The organism is Pseudorhizobium xiangyangii, assembly GCF_020531965.1.
GTDB classification, from domain to species: Bacteria; Pseudomonadota; Alphaproteobacteria; order Rhizobiales; family Rhizobiaceae; genus Neorhizobium; species Neorhizobium xiangyangii.
In genome coordinates this window covers 1-16,017 of the sequence record NZ_JAJAWH010000030.1, presented here as the reverse complement: position 1 = coordinate 16,017, position 16,017 = coordinate 1, and the positions used below count along the sequence as shown (strand labels likewise).

Annotated in this window: 15 protein-coding genes; 11 read left to right on the top strand and 4 right to left on the bottom strand. The window is 59.4% G+C overall.

Going from position 1 to position 16,017, the window contains the following annotated elements:
• Positions 1-197: 197 nt before the first annotated feature.
• The 3 genes from LH464_RS20865 to LH464_RS20855 all read right to left on the bottom strand — a co-directional run bounded on the left by LH464_RS20865 (position 198) and on the right by LH464_RS20855 (position 4,281).
• Positions 198-950, bottom strand: coding sequence for a pseudouridine synthase (locus tag LH464_RS20865; RefSeq protein ID WP_226788343.1), 753 nt, complete (start codon positions 948-950; stop codon positions 198-200).
• A 381-nt stretch (positions 951-1,331) separates the two neighbouring features.
• Complete coding sequence (locus tag LH464_RS20860) at positions 1,332-2,228, bottom strand: DMT family transporter (protein ID WP_226788342.1); 897 nt, start codon at positions 2,226-2,228, stop codon at positions 1,332-1,334.
• Positions 2,229-2,958: 730 nt separating this feature from the next.
• Complete coding sequence (locus LH464_RS20855; RefSeq protein WP_226788341.1) at positions 2,959-4,281, bottom strand: acetamidase/formamidase family protein; 1,323 nt, start codon at positions 4,279-4,281, stop codon at positions 2,959-2,961.
• A gap of 358 nt (positions 4,282-4,639) precedes the next feature.
• On the opposite strand from LH464_RS20855, the gene LH464_RS20850 reads away from it, so the two are divergent.
• The 11 genes from LH464_RS20850 to LH464_RS20800 all read left to right on the top strand — a co-directional run bounded on the left by LH464_RS20850 (position 4,640) and on the right by LH464_RS20800 (position 15,797).
• Positions 4,640-5,227 (top strand): thioredoxin family protein, encoded by a 588-nt coding sequence (locus LH464_RS20850; RefSeq protein WP_226788340.1) that lies wholly within the window; start codon positions 4,640-4,642, stop codon positions 5,225-5,227.
• A gap of 71 nt (positions 5,228-5,298) precedes the next feature.
• Complete coding sequence (locus tag LH464_RS20845) at positions 5,299-6,924, top strand: FAD-dependent oxidoreductase (RefSeq protein WP_226788339.1); 1,626 nt, start codon at positions 5,299-5,301, stop codon at positions 6,922-6,924.
• A gap of 3 nt (positions 6,925-6,927) precedes the next feature.
• Positions 6,928-7,257, top strand: coding sequence for a 4Fe-4S dicluster domain-containing protein (locus tag LH464_RS20840; protein ID WP_226788338.1), 330 nt, complete (start codon positions 6,928-6,930; stop codon positions 7,255-7,257).
• Positions 7,258-7,274: 17 nt separating this feature from the next.
• Positions 7,275-8,111 (top strand): ABC transporter ATP-binding protein, encoded by an 837-nt coding sequence (locus tag LH464_RS20835; RefSeq protein ID WP_226788337.1) that lies wholly within the window; start codon positions 7,275-7,277, stop codon positions 8,109-8,111.
• An 11-nt stretch (positions 8,112-8,122) separates the two neighbouring features.
• Positions 8,123-8,986, top strand: a complete 864-nt coding sequence (locus LH464_RS20830; protein WP_226788336.1) for an ABC transporter permease — start codon at positions 8,123-8,125, stop codon at positions 8,984-8,986.
• Between the two features lie 51 nt (positions 8,987-9,037).
• Positions 9,038-10,075, top strand: coding sequence for an aliphatic sulfonate ABC transporter substrate-binding protein (locus tag LH464_RS20825; protein WP_226788335.1), 1,038 nt, complete (start codon positions 9,038-9,040; stop codon positions 10,073-10,075).
• 57 nt (positions 10,076-10,132) lie between these two features.
• Positions 10,133-11,554 carry an MFS transporter gene (locus LH464_RS20820; RefSeq protein ID WP_226788334.1) on the top strand — a complete coding sequence of 474 codons (1,422 nt, stop codon included), beginning with the start codon at positions 10,133-10,135 and terminating at the stop codon, positions 11,552-11,554.
• A gap of 439 nt (positions 11,555-11,993) precedes the next feature.
• On the top strand, positions 11,994-12,389 hold the full coding sequence (locus LH464_RS20815; RefSeq protein WP_226788333.1) for a hypothetical protein: 396 nt from the start codon (positions 11,994-11,996) through the stop codon (positions 12,387-12,389).
• A gap of 449 nt (positions 12,390-12,838) precedes the next feature.
• On the top strand, positions 12,839-13,954 hold the full coding sequence (locus LH464_RS20810; RefSeq protein WP_226788332.1) for an ABC transporter substrate-binding protein: 1,116 nt from the start codon (positions 12,839-12,841) through the stop codon (positions 13,952-13,954).
• Entirely contained in the window at positions 13,951-15,015 is a 1,065-nt protein-coding gene (locus LH464_RS20805) for a FecCD family ABC transporter permease (protein ID WP_226788331.1), read from the top strand. The genes LH464_RS20810 and LH464_RS20805 overlap by 4 nt, the downstream gene beginning before the upstream one ends.
• Positions 15,012-15,797: an ABC transporter ATP-binding protein gene (locus tag LH464_RS20800; protein WP_226788330.1), complete on the top strand. Its 786-nt coding sequence runs from the start codon at positions 15,012-15,014 to the stop codon at positions 15,795-15,797. Before LH464_RS20805 ends, LH464_RS20800 begins: the two co-directional genes overlap by 4 nt.
• Here LH464_RS20800 and LH464_RS20795 read toward each other — a convergent pair.
• A partial coding sequence (locus tag LH464_RS20795; RefSeq protein ID WP_226788329.1) for a hypothetical protein occupies positions 15,767-16,017 on the bottom strand: 251 nt, incomplete at its 5' end. The genes LH464_RS20800 and LH464_RS20795 overlap by 31 nt on opposite strands.

Below are 16,017 nucleotides of genomic sequence, written 5' to 3'. Positions count from 1 at the left end.
ACCAGGTAGAGGGCGTGGATAACGGGTTCGAGGGGGAAAATCTGCACGGGGACGAAATCCTGATGGAAGTGGTGGTTTTGGCACGGGCCGGCTCTAAGCGCCGCTTGCGGTGAAAGCGTCACCTGGATCTGCCCCAAGCCCGGCATTCAAGGTTCCCAGCCCGCTCCTGGCAATGAAGTCGTTGTGGTGACCGAACGCTACGGCAGCCCCGCTCCAGCGCGAAGCGACTGAATTTCAAACTCCGTGAGATGGCGATGATGTCCCTTCGGAAGATCACCAAGAACCAAGTCATGGATTGCCACTCGAACAAGACGTAGGCAAAGCAGATCGACTTCTTCCATCATCCTTCGTATTTGACGGTTTTTGCCTTCGGTGAGTTCAACTTCCAACCAGCAATTCTTCTCGCCGCGTCGGATAACTCGAACCGATTTGGCAGCCAGATGGGCTCCTCCACACGCGACACCGTTGGCCAATCTCCTCAAGGCATGTTCGGTCGGCATTCCGTTGACCTGGACGTGATACGTCTTCCTGATACTCAGCGACGGCTCCAGCAGCCGCTGAGCTAGCACCGTGTCGTTGGTGAAGAGCAGTAGTCCCTCGCTGGCCTTATCCAGACGACCAACTGGTGCCACAAATGGGAGATCGACACTCCGTAAACAGTCAAAGACCGTTGGACGGCCTTCTGGGTCGTGCCGCGTCGTCACCAAGCCGCGTGGCTTGTTGAGCGCCAGGTAGACTTGATGTCGTCCCTCCAAAAGTTTGCCATCCAGAGTTAGACGATCACTATCGATGTCCACCCATACCGATGGATTTGTGGCCAGCCTTCCATTGATCTGCACCCTCCCCTCTTTAACAAGTTGCTCTGCTTGAGTGCGGGACGAAATACCCAGCTTAGAGAAAGCTCTTTGCAGGGTGACTTTTTTGGTGTGGGACACTGCGTCTTTTGGCATTCGGAGTTACCAGTCATCGCTCCACAGGAACGCTCGCTGCGCTGGCCCATGAAGAGACAGGAGCGAAGGCCTCCAGGGAGGCTGCAATAAGTCGGGAGATTTTCCTGGTAGCCCCGAACGCCACCAGGATTTGCGCACGTTCGGGCTAGATGGTGATTTTCAAAGGATGCGGTCGACCGCTATCGTTGTTTTTCAAGTCGAGCATGACTGCGTCACCAAATGGACAAAAGCCTGTGTGGCATATGATCTGAGCGTTCGGATATCACTTAAAGTGTTTTTTGCAAGCATATGCCGTTCCTCCGGCATGCTTCCAGCGGACCGAGCCAAGCGTTGGGGTTCATCATCCCGTCAAACGACCATCTATCCAGGGATCGTACCGAACTACGCAGGCTGAGGCCTGCTACGCTCCGACATCATTGCCTGAAAGTTCGATGCCAGGATGATGCCGCCCCCGACCACCACCCAGAGATCGATACCCTCTCCGTAGATATAATACCCTACCAGGGCTGCCATTGGCACGCGGAGGAAATCAATCGGCATGACGACCGACGCCTCGAGCCTCTTCAGTGCCTGCGCTTGGCAGTAGTGAGCGCTCAGTGCACCTATGCCCGCCAGGAGCATCCAGGGCACATCCGTGAAATGGACCTCTCGCCAGTCGGTTATTGCGGCCAGGAAACCCAGCGGCAACTGGATCAGGATCATCCATACGACGATGACCCCTGGCGAACACTGTCTTGTCAGCTGCTTCACGAAAATCAGCGACAGGCCGTAGCCCGCGGCCGCGATCAGGACCAATGCCGCAGCCGGGTCGACCATTCCAAACCCGGGCCGCACGACCACCAGGACGCCGATGAAACCACCCAGGGTGGCCAGTATCCGCGGCCCCGTCAGACGCTCCTTCAGAAACATCCACGCAAAGAAAGCGACCCAGATTGGCATGGTGAATTCCAGCGCGAACACCGAGGCCAACGGCAGAAGGACTATGCCGATGGTCCAGAAGTATTGCGCGGCAAAATGGACCGTGTTGCGCAAGACGTGTAGACGGACGAGCTTTTTCTGCCGGATCTCTGGCAGCAGAGACCGTCCCACGACCAGGATCACCGCAAGACCGACCAGTGCACGAAAAAACAGGACCTGACGGATCGACAACGTCGCTGCCAGTTCCCGCGACCCCACAGCCATGCCGATGAAGGAGGCCATGCTGAGCGCCATCCAGATTAGCCCATGGCCAAACGCTGTCCGCTGCCTCGCACCAGTGAGTAGTTTGTCCGTCGCCATCACATGCTCCGCAGAAGAAATCGCCTTGGGAATGGATGGCGGACTAAGCCGCCATCCGATATTTCGGCTATAGTTTCACGCCATCAAGCCGAGCCAAAAGAATGCGGCGATCTTCCACCGATCGGACGCGTACCGTTAGTGCTTCGCTTTTTACCGGCACTTGCGGAGGTAGGCTGAACAGGATCTCGGGGACGTTGGCCGCCGCCCACTTCTTGAAACGAGGCAGCTTGTTCGGGCCGCTGATGGGGAATGTGCAACTGCATCTGAAGGTCATGTTGGTAATCCAATCTTAGACGCGCAAGCAAAAGCGCGCACCATACCGAGTGCGCTCGAAACTTGCATAGATAAGGGGAAGTAGCTGGAAGCTGGCCTGGCACCGCTCTTGCTTTCGCAGGTAGGGGCGCCAGGCAATTAGCCGATTTTACAGCTAGCCTTGTAGTCAGTTGATTGAATGGACCAAAACGGTGACATGGACGGGTTGTCGGCCATTCACAGGCGTTTGTCAAACATATCGCGATTGTCTGCGCGAGTTGCTTGCCTTCCATCGCGCGCAGCACTACTCGCAATAGCCTACACTCCGGCGAGACCGGCTTTTCCCGACGGCAGGAACCTCCGCGCGGCACCGGTATTGGCGCACGACGAGTTCACAACGTTCTCATCCTTGCCCGAGGATGTATCGAGGCCAGTCGCCCAGAAGGAAGAACAGTTCCCGCGGATCAGGTACCAGCCTTCATAAACCGTACTGCTCCCGGGCATAGTCACCCAGACCAACCGCATCGAGCCGGCTCAGTGGCGCAAGGAACGTCACCTGGATGACACCGGGCGCGCGGCCGATCTCGATCGCACCGTTCACCGTGGCCCGGTTGCGCACCTCGGGAACCGTCAATCCAAGTAGCTTGGCGGCCCTCTCAAGCCCGTTCTCGATTGCGGCGTTCATGTTGGCGGCCGTACCGACAACCGAGATGGGGGCAAGTTCTTCAAGAGTATCCATGCCCCAGGTATGGGCCAAGCGTGCGGCGCGCGTGCGCTCATCGGCGGTGAAGGGCCGGGCAAGCGGCGGCAGGTCCTCCAGCAGGGGAAACAGCACGGGGCCGTCTATCGGATAGTTTTTCACGACCTCGACCTGAAGGGTCACGCTTCCGGCGACGTCCATTGTGTGACCGGCGATCTCACCGTCACCCTGGGCGGCATGCATGTCCCCCATATAAACCCCTGCACCCTTTACCTTCACCGGTGCGATCAGGATTGCCCCCGGCCGCACCGCATCGATGTCCATGTGGCCGTCCGTCTTGTGCTCGGCAAGCTGTTCGGCCGTGATGGCATAGGCATGCGGTGCGCCGACAAGAAAGGCGCCGAAGTCGCCGGCATTGTGTGAATCTGGCATGGGGTGCGAAGGTGTCGTTCCCAGTTGGCCCAGGAAGGGCCGCATGCGCACGATGACCCCCGGCATGTCAGAGGGGGCGAACGCCAAAATCGGATGCTGCACGGATTCATCCGGCAGGGCGGCATAGTGATGGGCGTCGCGTGCTATCGTTTCAGCTGCCGCTTTCGGAACGGTGACACCGACGCGACGCGTCTCGTCGAAAACCACGGTATAGCCGTGAACGATTTCGAACGGTTTGACCGCATTGCCGCATTTATTGCACTTCACCGCATCCTGACCAATCCCTTCCAAATGCGTCTCTGGCCAGATCTCATCGCAGGTGGGGCAGCGTGCCGCGACATAGGGATCCCCGAGGCAGAAGCCCTCCGGCGAAGAGTCGTGGCCGGAAGCAGTGGCGAGCGAAGTTACCGTGATGTCGCGGATGCGTATGGCAATTCCGTCTCCGGGCTTGGCACCATCCACGAAGACTGGCTGTGTGACCTCGTGACCGCCGCGCAAACGCGGCGTGATCATCGGTCCCCAGCAGCCGGGAGCGGTATTGGCAATGATCGTACCACCGTTTTCGACCGGCCCCAGCATCGGAGCGTTTGGATCAAGCAGGCTGTTGGTAAAACCCTGGACGACAATGCTGCGCTGAGGCGCGGACGAGATAGAAGTTGCCTTGTTCATATCGCTGCTCCGGATGAATATCGCATGCCAGTGATGGCGTGAGTATGTGCGGATTTGGTGCCACCACTCCTCGTGGTGCCAAAGCGGATTGCTGCAAGTCCTGCGATGCTATGACAGAAACCTATTGGAGGCCAGCGTCCGTTCTGACCTCAGCCAGCGGCATTGCCGCACAAGTCAGCAGACCTCAGATCAAGCGGGCATATGCGGTATGCCCCATGGCCGCGAGGAAAGAACCGCTGCCAATTCTCGAAATTTATGACAACGAAATCTACTCACAGGCACAAATACAAAACATATTATCTATAAAAACTATGGATTATATCGCCTTATAGATCGGTTCTTGCAGCAGGAGAAAATCATGCCCAAAACCGAATCCAACGAAATCGCACTCGGCACCTCTGCTTCCGATTTCGCACTGCCCGATGCCGACGGAAATATTTTCACGCTCTCAAGCTTCTCCGAGCAGCCAGCATTGCTCGTCGCCTTTATCTCGAATCGGTGCCCCTTCGTCGTCCTGCTACGCGAAGAGCTCGCCAGGTTTGCCGACGAGTTTGCAGGCAAGGGATTGGCCGTCATCGCGATCAACAGCAACGACGCGGCGGCGCACCCTGAAGAAACTCTGCAGCGCAACGGAGAGGAAGCGAAGGCCCACGGCTACCACTTCCCCTATTTGAAGGACGCCTCGCAGTCCGCTGCGAAAGCTTACGGCGCGGCGTGTACACCGGATTTCTTCCTGTACGACCGGGAGCGCCGTCTGGCCTATCACGGCCAATTCGATGACGCCCGGCCTGGCAACGGCAAGCCGGTGACCGGTGCCGACCTGCGCGCAGCAGTCGATGCGGTCCTGGCTGGTCAGGATGTAGCAAGCGCCCAGCTTCCGTCGATCGGGTGCAACATCAAGTGGACGGCAGGGAACGAACCATCCTGGTTCTCGACCGCGGCCTGACGGTCAGGCTGACAGCCCTGGTTCACCCAGAGCCAGCGTCATTCAAACGCATCACCGGAGAGTGAAAGATCGTGGCATCGCGTCGTAAAGAGCAGCCCGTAATTGAGGGGCGTGTCATGGAAGCGGACGTGCTCGTCGTCGGCGGAGGGCCGGCGGCAGCCTGGGCTGCACTTTCGGCCGCCGAAGCCGGGGCTCGCGTCGTCCTGGCCGACAAAGGCTACCATGGAACGAGTGGTGCCACGGCACCTTCGAATACGGGCACGTGGTGCGTCCCACCCGGTGAAGGACGCACCGCTTCCGTCGAGCAGCGTTTCAAGCGGACGGCAGGTCTTGCCGACCGCCGATGGATGCTGCGTTGCGCCGATCGGGCCTATGAAAACCTGCAGAAACTCGTGGAATGGGGATATCCGTTTCCAACCGAGGAGGACGGCAGCCTTTACATCGCCAATCTCCGTGGTCCGGACTACATGCGCTTCATCCGCCAGAGGGTCCAGAAGGCGGGCGTGACCATTCTCGATCATCACCCGGTGCTGGAACTGCTGGGTGCCGACAATGAGATTGCAGGCGCTGCAGGGCTGGTTCGCCGTACCGGATCGAGCTTTCGGGTCACGGCAAGGGCCGTTGTACTCGCCACCGGCGGCTGCGCTTTTTTCGAGCGTATTCTTGGCGGCACGGGGCTTACAGGCGACGGATATCTGTTCGCTGCCGAGGCCGGTGCTGCGCTTTCCGGAATGGAGTTCACGGGGAAATACACGCTGGCGCCACACGGCTCCTCGTTGAACAAGGGCCTGCCTTTCCGCTGGGCCACGTTCTACCGCGAAGACGGCGAGGTGCTGCGCGATTCCAATGGTGAACCCGTGACCAACGGCATCGGTGGTGGCGAACGACAGGTTGCGAAGGCATTGCTGTCCGGCCCGGTCTTTGCGCGTCTGGACCACGCCGAGCCCGCCATGCAGGACTGGCTGCAGCGGGGGCAGCCCAACTGCTTTCAGCCCTACGAACGGATGGGCATAAATCCCTTCAACGACCTTTTCCGCGTTGAGCTCAAATATGAAGGCACCGTCAGAGGAACTGGCGGTATTCGCATCGTATCGTCCGATTGCGCCACCGGTGTTCCAGGCCTCTATGTCGCAGGTGATGCGGCAAGCCGCGAGAACGTCACCGGGGGTGTCTCTGGAGGCGGTGCTATAAACGCGTCCTGGGCAATCGCCAGCGGGTGGTGGGCCGGGCACGGGGCAGCACAGCATGCCCGCCGTCGGCAGGGCCGCCATTTCAAGCAATTGCAGGCGCTTGGGACGACAGGCCTGAACGGCACGGCCGAGCGCGAGGTCGATCTCTCGGAAGCGGCCCAAGTCGTCCACGATGAGATTGCACCACTAGAGAAGAGCTATTGGCGCTCGGGCGACACGCTGGAGGCCAGCCGGGTGCAGCTTGAAAAGCTATGGGCCGGTCTCAACGCGGCACCATCGTCAAAAGGCATCGCACGGTTGCGCTCGCGAGAAGTGGCTGCCGTTACGGCGACGGCGCGCTGGACCGTTGCAGCAGCGCTGCTGCGCACCGAAAGCCGCGGCGTGCATCGCAGGAAGGATTTTCCGGAAGAGCGCGCCGCGGAGACAAGTCGCATCATCGTTTCTGGTCTGGACCAGGTGACGGCAGTGCGTGAGCAACTGGCTCTCGACGCAATGCAGGAGGCTTGAGAGATGATTGAAGTCATATCCTCGGATCGCTGCATTCGTTGCGACATTTGCGAGCGGATCTGTCCGGCCTTCGTATTTGATCGCGACGAGAGTGGCCTGCCGGTCATCGCACGCCAGGACGACTGCCAGACCTGCTTTCTGTGCGAAATCTATTGCCCGACCGATGCGCTGTACGTTGCCGAGCAGGCCCACCAGCCCATCGGCATTACCGAAACCGAAGTCGATCAACGCGGACTTTTTGGCGTCTACGCCCGCTCGCTGGGTTGGAGCCGTGGCCGCGCTGGTGGGGCGCAGAACGATCCGACCCGCCACATCCGTGTCGCACAAGTCTGAGCGAAGGAGACAGGACCATGGAACGCATCGCCGTTAGCGAACTGCGCAAGACATTTACCCTCAAGCCCGGCCAGACCATAACGGTGGACGGCATCACTTCCAACCGGATCGCGGTGTTGGACGGTGTTGACCTGACGATCAACCGCGGCGAGTTCATCACCGTCGTCGGGCCCTCCGGCAGCGGCAAGTCGGTTCTCCTCGATGTCATCGCGGGCCTTACGGAAGCGACGTCCGGCATTGCCACGATCGATGGTCTACACGTGACGAAGCCACATGCCAGGACGGCCTATGTCTTCCAGCAATATGCGCTGTTTCCCTGGCGGACGGCCCTGCAGAACGTCGAGTACGCACTCGAGGTTCGCGGCGTGGCAACCGCGGAGCGACGCGAGAAAGCGCGCTACTTCCTCCATCTCTTCGGGTTGAAAGGCTTTGAGGATCGCTTTCCCTCACAGCTTTCCGGCGGAATGCAGCAGCGGGTTGCGATTGCGCGGGCACTTTCCACCGACCCGCAGGTCCTTCTCATGGACGAGCCGTTCGCGGCCCTCGATGCCCAGACACGGGACATCCTGCAGAGCGAGCTGCTTCGCATCTGGGAACAGATCAAGACGACGGTAGTCTTCGTCACGCACTCCATCGACGAAGCCATTTACCTTGCCGATCGGGTCGTCGTGATGACCGCGCGTCCGGCGCGAGTGAAGGAGATCATCGATATCGATCTGTCGCGACCCCGTGAACTCGATGTCCGCAACAGCGATGCCTTCAATACCTATCGTGGTCGGGTTTGGGAGAGCCTGCGCGACGAAGTCAGCAAGGCGCAGCGCGATTGGGCGCTCGCTTCAAGCTACGCCAACTAATGGAGGGCGAAATGAGCCTGACGATCGACCAAAGCCCGCCAATTCGCAACGCGCTCGGATTTCGCCGCCGGTCGAAAGCGACGAAAGCGCCGACCGCCCTCAGCGAAACATTCAGCACCCTGACAATCGGGCTCCCTGCGCTGATCGCGTTTGCGCTTCTGTGGGAAGTGGCGCCCCGGGCCGGCTGGATCAACGCACTGTTCTTTCCGCCGCTCAGCCGGGTGCTCGCCACGTTGTGGGAGATGATCATGAGCGGACAGCTGGGCGAACATATCGGTATCAGTCTCCAGCGTGCAGCAGCGGGCTTCGTGCTGGCTGTCGTGATAGCGGTCCCGTTAGGGTTGCTGATGGGGCGCTATTCTCTCTTTGAGAAGGCGTCGGATTTTCTCGTGCAGACCCTGCGCAACACCTCGCAGTTCGCGTTACTGCCGGTTTTCATCCTCGTACTCGGCATAGGCGAGGCCTCGAAGATTGCCATCACCTTCTACGCCGCCGTCTTCTTTCTCCTGATCAATACGATCGTCGGGGTGAAATCCGCGGATCCGCTGCTGATAAAGGCTGCCCGCTCGATGGGAACTTCCGACTGGAACATGTTCAAGAAAGTCATCTTTCCATCCGCCATACCATCAATTGTTGCCGGCGCGCGGCTTGGTGTGAAGACGTCCCTGTTCTCGGTGATAGCCGCAGAGATGCTCGCGGCGCAATCGGGCATCGGCTACCTGATCCAGCATTCGTCGCTGATGCTGGAAACCGACCGGATGTATGCCGGCATACTGACCCTCACGATCATCGGCCTTCTCCTCAACTACCTGCTCGTGGCGGGCGAACGACGTGCCACGCATTGGCACAGCAGCGCAGATAGCGGTCCGAACTGAATTGCCGACGTCACACCTAACGACACAGCATCACCTCGAAAGGATCAACTCATGACCCTCTTTTCATCAGCATTTCCGCTCCGCCGGACACTTCTAAGACTTGCCCTTGGACTTTCCGTCATTCCATTGGCAGGCGCCACGCCGACCTTTGCCGATGATGCAAAGCCGGACGTGATCCGTATCGGCTCCACCGCACCCGGGCATCTGAAATTCATCCTCTACCGGAATCAGAAGTTGTTGGAGGAGGAGTTCGCAAAAGATGGGATCAAGGTCGAACTCACGACATTCGATGGCGGCTCCGCGGCCACTGTTGCCCTGGGTTCCGGCGCGCTTGATTTCACCTACATCGGCAACAATCCCTCACTTCGCCTGGCCGCGACAGGTGCCGACGTCAAGCTGGTCGGGCTTTCCAGCTGGAACCGTTCCAACGAAACCCTCATCGTCGTCAAGCCGGACTCGCCGCTCCAGACGCTTGAGGATCTGAAGGGCAAGAAAGTGGCCTATCTGTCGGGTACCGTTCGCCATTCGACCTTCGCAAAGGCGCTGCAGACGGCGGGCCTTTCCATCAATGATATCGAGAGCCTCAATCTTGGCATCGAGAGTTCCGCCCCAGCGTTGGCTCGGGGCGACGTGGACGCCATTGTGGAAAGCACCGGCCCCGCCCAGAAACTGGTGGAGACCGGGCAAGCGCGGGTCCTTTTCGACGCCGGGAAATCCGGCAAGCCGGAATGGGCCGTTCCGCACGTTGTCAGCGTCAACGGCGACTTCGCCGGCAAATACCCGGAAATCGTGACGCGCTTGCTTGCCGTGGACATCGCAGCAGCGCGCTGGGCCGACGCCAATCCGGAAGAGACGATCGGAATCTTTGTCAAGGAAACTGGCAACAGCGACAGTGCTGTGCGCGCCACATACCCGGACGGCAAGTTCTTCCAGGATCCCGAAATCACCGACGAAGCAGTCCGGGCGCTTCAGGGTGAAGAAGCCTTCATGGCGGAAGCAGGGCTGCTAAACGGCAAGGTCGACTACGATAGCTGGGTGGACCGCTCATTCTATGACGCTGCGCTGAAACAAGTCGCCGCAAGCAATTGATCTCTTGAATTCGGGCGTCGGAGAACCGGCCGACGCCCAACGACTGTACTGTCATCCATGTCATTGAACCATTCCTCACCGCTTACCCTTCCTCGCACGCGGATTGTCCCGGCCATTGTTGCCGTCGCCTTCTTCATGCAGATGTTGGACGGGACAATCATCGCCACCTCTCTTCCCGCGATGGCTGCAACATTCGACACCGATGTCGTAACCCTCAATATTGGCTTCACCGTCTACCTGCTTGCCATGGCGGTATTCATTCCGCCGGCCGGATGGCTGGCTGATCGCCTCGGGGCGAAACAGGTCTTCCTCTCGGCAATTGCTCTCTTCACCCTGTCGTCCGTTGCCTGCGGCCTTTCAGAAACGCTGGGTGAGTTCACGATTGCTCGTCTCGTCCAAGGCGCTTCGGCCGCTCTGATGACCCCAGTCGGTCGCCAGCTCGTGCTGCGCGACACACCGAAATCGAAACTCGTCAGCGCTATCGCGACCATTACCTGGCCAGCGCTCATCGCTCCGGTGATTGGTCCGCTTGTTGGAGCCTGGATTACCACCCACGTAGGATGGGAATGGAATTTTTTCATCAATGTTCCGCTGGGCCTGATCGGCATCGTACTGGTGGCGGTTTTCATTCCCCCGGTCCCGGCTGAAGATCCTCGTCCTTTCGACGTTCCCGGTTTCCTGCTGACAACCGTCGGACTGGCATCGACCCTGACGGGTCTGGAGCTTATCAGCACTGGGAATGGAGGCATCCCCGGGGTTATGTTGATGACGCTCGGGCTCGGAGCGGGCTGGCTGGCCGTCAGGCATCTGAGGCGCGCAACAAACGCCTTGTTTGACATGTCAGTCCTGAAGCTACCGACCTTCGCGCTCGCTACTCTATGGGCCGGCACCGCCGGACGGCTGGCGATCAACTCGACCCCGTTCCTGCTGCCGTTGTTGTTTCAGGTCGGCCTTGGCCTGAACGCAGTCGAAACCGGAGGCCTGGTCCTCGTCTACTTCTTCGGAAACCTGATGATGAAGAGCGTGACAACGCCGGCCTTGCGGCTATTCGGATTCCGCTCTCTTCTGGTGATCAACGGCATTGCCGCTGCCTCATCGATCGGCGCGTTTGCACTGGTTGACGGGCAGACACCTCGTGCCTTGTTGTATGTGCTGCTTTTCGCCTGCGGCCTGTTCAGATCGATGCAATTTACGTCACTGACCACGATTGCGTTTGCGGACGTGACGCCCAGCCAGCGAAGTGCGGCCACGGGGATCTCTTCGATGTTGCAGCAGTTGTCACAGCTGCTGGGCATCGCAGTTGCCGCGGGCGTGATCCGGTTCTCGTCTTACCTGCATGGCGATACTGGAGAGGGTGGCACGCTTACCGATATCCGCATTGCCTTGCTCGTCGTCGCGGCAATCGGAGTATTGTCGGCCATTCGTTTCCTCGGCCTGCCCCGCGACGCCGGATTGGAAGTTTCAGGCCACAAAGGCTGATATGCTGGCGAGGGCTTGGCGTCCTCGCCGGCAATCATCAGGACCTCCAATCATCAGGACCGGCAGCCCTTGCACGCGAAGCGCGCCTTCCAGACCGATGTCGTCGCTTTGCGAGCTGCTGAACCCGCCCGTCACGGGTGCTTTCGAAAGAATTTGAGTGAGAACAGTTCCGGAGTTTAAGTGCTTGTTACAACTTAAGAAATCCAGAACGTTGCGGGTTCACCCAGCGTCCATCGAACGCTTGGGGCTTGGGGCCGGATCAATCAGTCTGGGGCTATATGACAGCTTGGAGGGCTCTGAGAGCCAACTCGAAAGTTGAACGATTTTCTGGATAGTGGAATGCGCGGACCGAACCAGAAAACAAAAGACAGTACAAAGTGCCGCATTGCGAAACGTTGAAAGCGCGCTTAATCCAGTCAGCGGAAGGGGACCGATCCGTATGGCGGCAATCACGTCAGACATGGCAAAACTGGTGCGCATGCTTTGCGCCATAGCCCTGTTGTCCGTCGGGTTTGCCCATAAGACACCCGTCATCGAATCGGCAATTCCTCTTTCGGAAATCTCGGCCTACACATTGCCTGATGGAACCGTCCCGGTGCTCTGCCTTCCTGGGCATGATGAAAACGGGAAACACCACAGCCCTGATGTCGGCAATGGCTGCGAAGCCTGCCGGATCACGGCGTCAATCGTCGTGCCGGCGCCTGCCGATTCAATCGGACAAGCAATTGTCGTCGCGGCGGAAATTCAGTTGCCGATCCGGCGCGAAGCGTTCTACCGCCAGCTGTTTCCTCCCAACACGAGCCCACGTGGCCCTCCGGCCGGCGCCTTTGCCTGAACCCGCCGCTGCAAATCGCAGCGGTCCTTCAGTCATCGCCGGTTGAGCGTACCGATCCTCGGAACGTGGTGACCGGCGTAGCGCCGGACACCACGTCATGTTCCTCAGGATCACGTTGGGCGACGTATCGCCCGTACTCCCGATCGATTTTCTGATTCCCGTCCAGAAGCAGCAGCAAATCACAGGTTTGCAAGCTTGTTGCACCGCGCACCAGGATTTTCCTGCGCGACTTTCCGCGATCGACCGACTTTCGGCCGCAAGGCGGCATAGGAGAAAGTGGCTTCCGCGTTGCTCGACCTCTCGGAGCAGTTCGCCCGGCCATCGAAATCGTCTCACCCGCAGCAAAAGCACTCCGGCCCTGCCTGACGCGGGTTGAGCTGACAGCGTCCAACCACATCAAGAGCGGCGAGCGTTCTGGCGCCCGCCAGCGCATACCGCAAGGAAACACCATGAAAAGCACCCTCACCGCAGCTTTCCTCGGCTTCATGGCCATGACGGCCATGACGGCCAGCGCCTTTGCCGACATTACCGTCACTGACGTCAAGGGACGAACCGTGACGGTACCCAAGGTGCCGGAACGTATCGTCCTCAGCTTTTACTATGAGGATTACCTCGCGATCGCCGGGCCTGACGCGCTCGACAAGGTCGTGGCGCTCTCGCTGTCAACGTGGAAGGACTGGAGACCGAACCAGTTCGCAGCATATCAAAAGGCGTTACCAAAACTCGCCTCCATTCCTGACGTCGGCAATACCGAAGACAACACGTTCTCCATCGAGAAAGTAATTGCGGCAAAGCCTGATCTGCTCATTCTGGCAGCCTGGTCCTATGACGCCCTCGGGCAAGGCATACAGCAGATCGAGGCAGCGGGTATCCCGATCGTAACGCTGGACTACAATGCCCAGACCGTCGAAAAGCATGTCGCGTCCACATTGGCGCTTGGCAAACTGATGGGCACGGAAGACCGCGCCGAGAGGCTTGCCAGGAATTATGAAGATGCGATGGCCGACATTCATGCCCGGATCAAAGCGGCAGGACCGACGGATAAAAAGGTCTATGTCGAGCTGGCACAAAAAGGACCTGGCGAAGTCGGCAATTCCTATGGCGACACCATGTGGGGCGCTCTGGTCGACAGGCTTGGCGGCGATAATATCGCCAAAGGCCAGATCGGCAATTGGGGGCCACTCAGCCCGGAATATGTGCTGGCGCAGAAGCCCGACCTGATCTTTCTCGGGGGCTCCGAATGGCTCAACAAGCCGCAAGCGGTTGCTGTTGGCTTCGGCGCCGATCCCACGGTGACCCGCGAGCGCGTGAAGGCCTATATGGGTCGTCCCGGCTGGTCCGATTTGCCTGCTGTCAACAATGGCGGTGTGCATGCAATCTATCATGGTGGCGCACGCACACTCTCGGACTACGTCTACGCGCAATATATCGCTAAGCAGCTCTATCCCGACGCATTCAGGGACGTCGATCCTGCAAGGAACATCCGCGACTATTACGACACATGGCTGCCGATCAAGGCCGATGGCGTATTCGTTCTGCCTTATGATGAAGCGGACGAACAATGACCTCCTTTTCTTCAGGTCTCGAAGGGATGCGCGACGGCTTTCGCCGCGCATCCGCACGTCGGACTTCGGTGCTGATCGGCGCGTTCATCGGTCTCGTCTTGCTGACGGTGCTCGATCTCGTCACCGGCCCTTCCGGCATGCCGCTTGTCGACCTATGGCATGGACTGCTGGCCGGGCCGGCCGGCAACGACCGCATGGTTGCGACCATTCTCTGGCAGTTGCGTATGCCACAAACGGTCATGGGCGTGCTTGTCGGCGCCTGCCTCGGCCTTGCCGGTCTGCAGATGCAGACGATCCTCGGCAATCCGCTGGCCAGTCCCTTCACGCTCGGCTTTTCAGCAGCCGCTGGCTTCGGCGCGGCGCTCGCAATCATGTTCGGCTCGCTTATCCCTCTTCCGGGGTTCTTGGTTGTCCCGGCCTGCGCCTTCGCGATGACACTGGTCGCCTGCGGACTTGTCTACCTCATCGCCCGGTTGCGTGGCTCTACGCCGGAAATCCTGGTTCTCGGTGGCATCGCCGTCCTGTTTTTCTTCCAGTCATTGCAGTCGCTGCTGCAGTTCCTGGCATCACCGGAAGTGCTCCAGCAGATCGTCTTCTGGATGTTCGGCAGCCTGTTGAAATCCACATGGACGAGTGTCGCGGTCACTGCCGCCATCGCATGCGCCTGCCTGCCGTTCATCGCTCGCAGCACCTGGGCATTGACGACGCTCCGTCTGGGAGACGCCAATGCGCGCAGCCTCGGGCTCTCCGTTGAAAACATCCGCAGGCACACCTTCCTGATCGTTGCGCTGCTGACAGCCGCGGCTGTCTCCTTCGTTGGCACCATAGGCTTCGTTGGACTGATTGCTCCACATGTCGCCCGGGCGCTCGTCGGAGAGGACCATCGCTTTTCCCTCCCCCTTGCAGCAGTGACAGGAGCGATCATTCTGATCGGCGCTTCCGTGTTTGGGAAATTCATCTCTCCGGCCGCCGTCATTCCCGTCGGCATCATCACGGCCGTCGCAGGCGTGCCGATGTTGTTTGCGGTCATCGCCAAACGCGGTCAAGGAGGCATGGCATGACGATGCGGCTGGTATTGAAAGACGTGGTCGTCCAGCACGACCGCACCAGAGTCCTATCCGGGGTTTCCGCGTCTATCGCGGCTGGTCAGATCGTCGGATTGATCGGCCCGAACGGCGCTGGCAAGTCGACCCTGCTGAACGCCATTGCGGGACAGTCTTCTTCCGGTGGCAAGATCCTGTGGTGCGGCAAACCGGTCGACATGCGCAAAATCGGCTTCATGCCGCAGCAGTGCCAGGTCCGGGCGGAATTGTCCGTCCTCGAGGTCATTCTGCTTGGCCGTCATGAGCAGCTCGGCTGGCGGATTGCCGATGAAACGGTTGGCGCGGCCTCCCGGATCCTGGCCTTCTTCGGGATCGGCGATCTCGCCGCGCGCGGCATGCAAACCCTTTCGGGCGGCCAGCAACAGCTGGTGCTGCTCGCGCAGCGCCTGTTGCGCGAGCCGCAGTTGCTGCTGCTCGACGAATCAACCAGTGCACTTGATGTCAGGCACCAGATGCACGTTCTCAACCTTCTGAAGGATTACGTAGCCGCTACCGGCGCGCTCGTACTGATCGCGGTCCACGATCTCAATCTTGCTGCTCGCCATAGCGATACGATCATGCTGCTGAACGGTGGAAGACTGGTGGGGCATGGGACCTTGGCCACGGTTATCACGCCGGACGTCCTGCGATCCGTCTACGGCATCGAGGCTGAATTCATTCCCTCCAGCTCGGGAGTACCGGTGATCCTGCCCCTGGCGCCCACCTTAATTCAACCAGAAACAATCAAGGAAACACGATGAAATCCCTGAAAGGCATCAATCCAGCTCCACAAATAGAGCTCGATGGCGGCATCATGATCATGCGCAAACTTGGAGACAAGGTCAGCCAAGATCGCGTCTACCCAGATCGACACGGAGGGAAAACGCAAAAAAGCTCCTCGACGTTTGGTCTGAGGAGCTTGATAATAAGAAGCTGGACTGGGTAACTTTACAAGTTTCGTTGGTTGCGGGGGCAGGATTT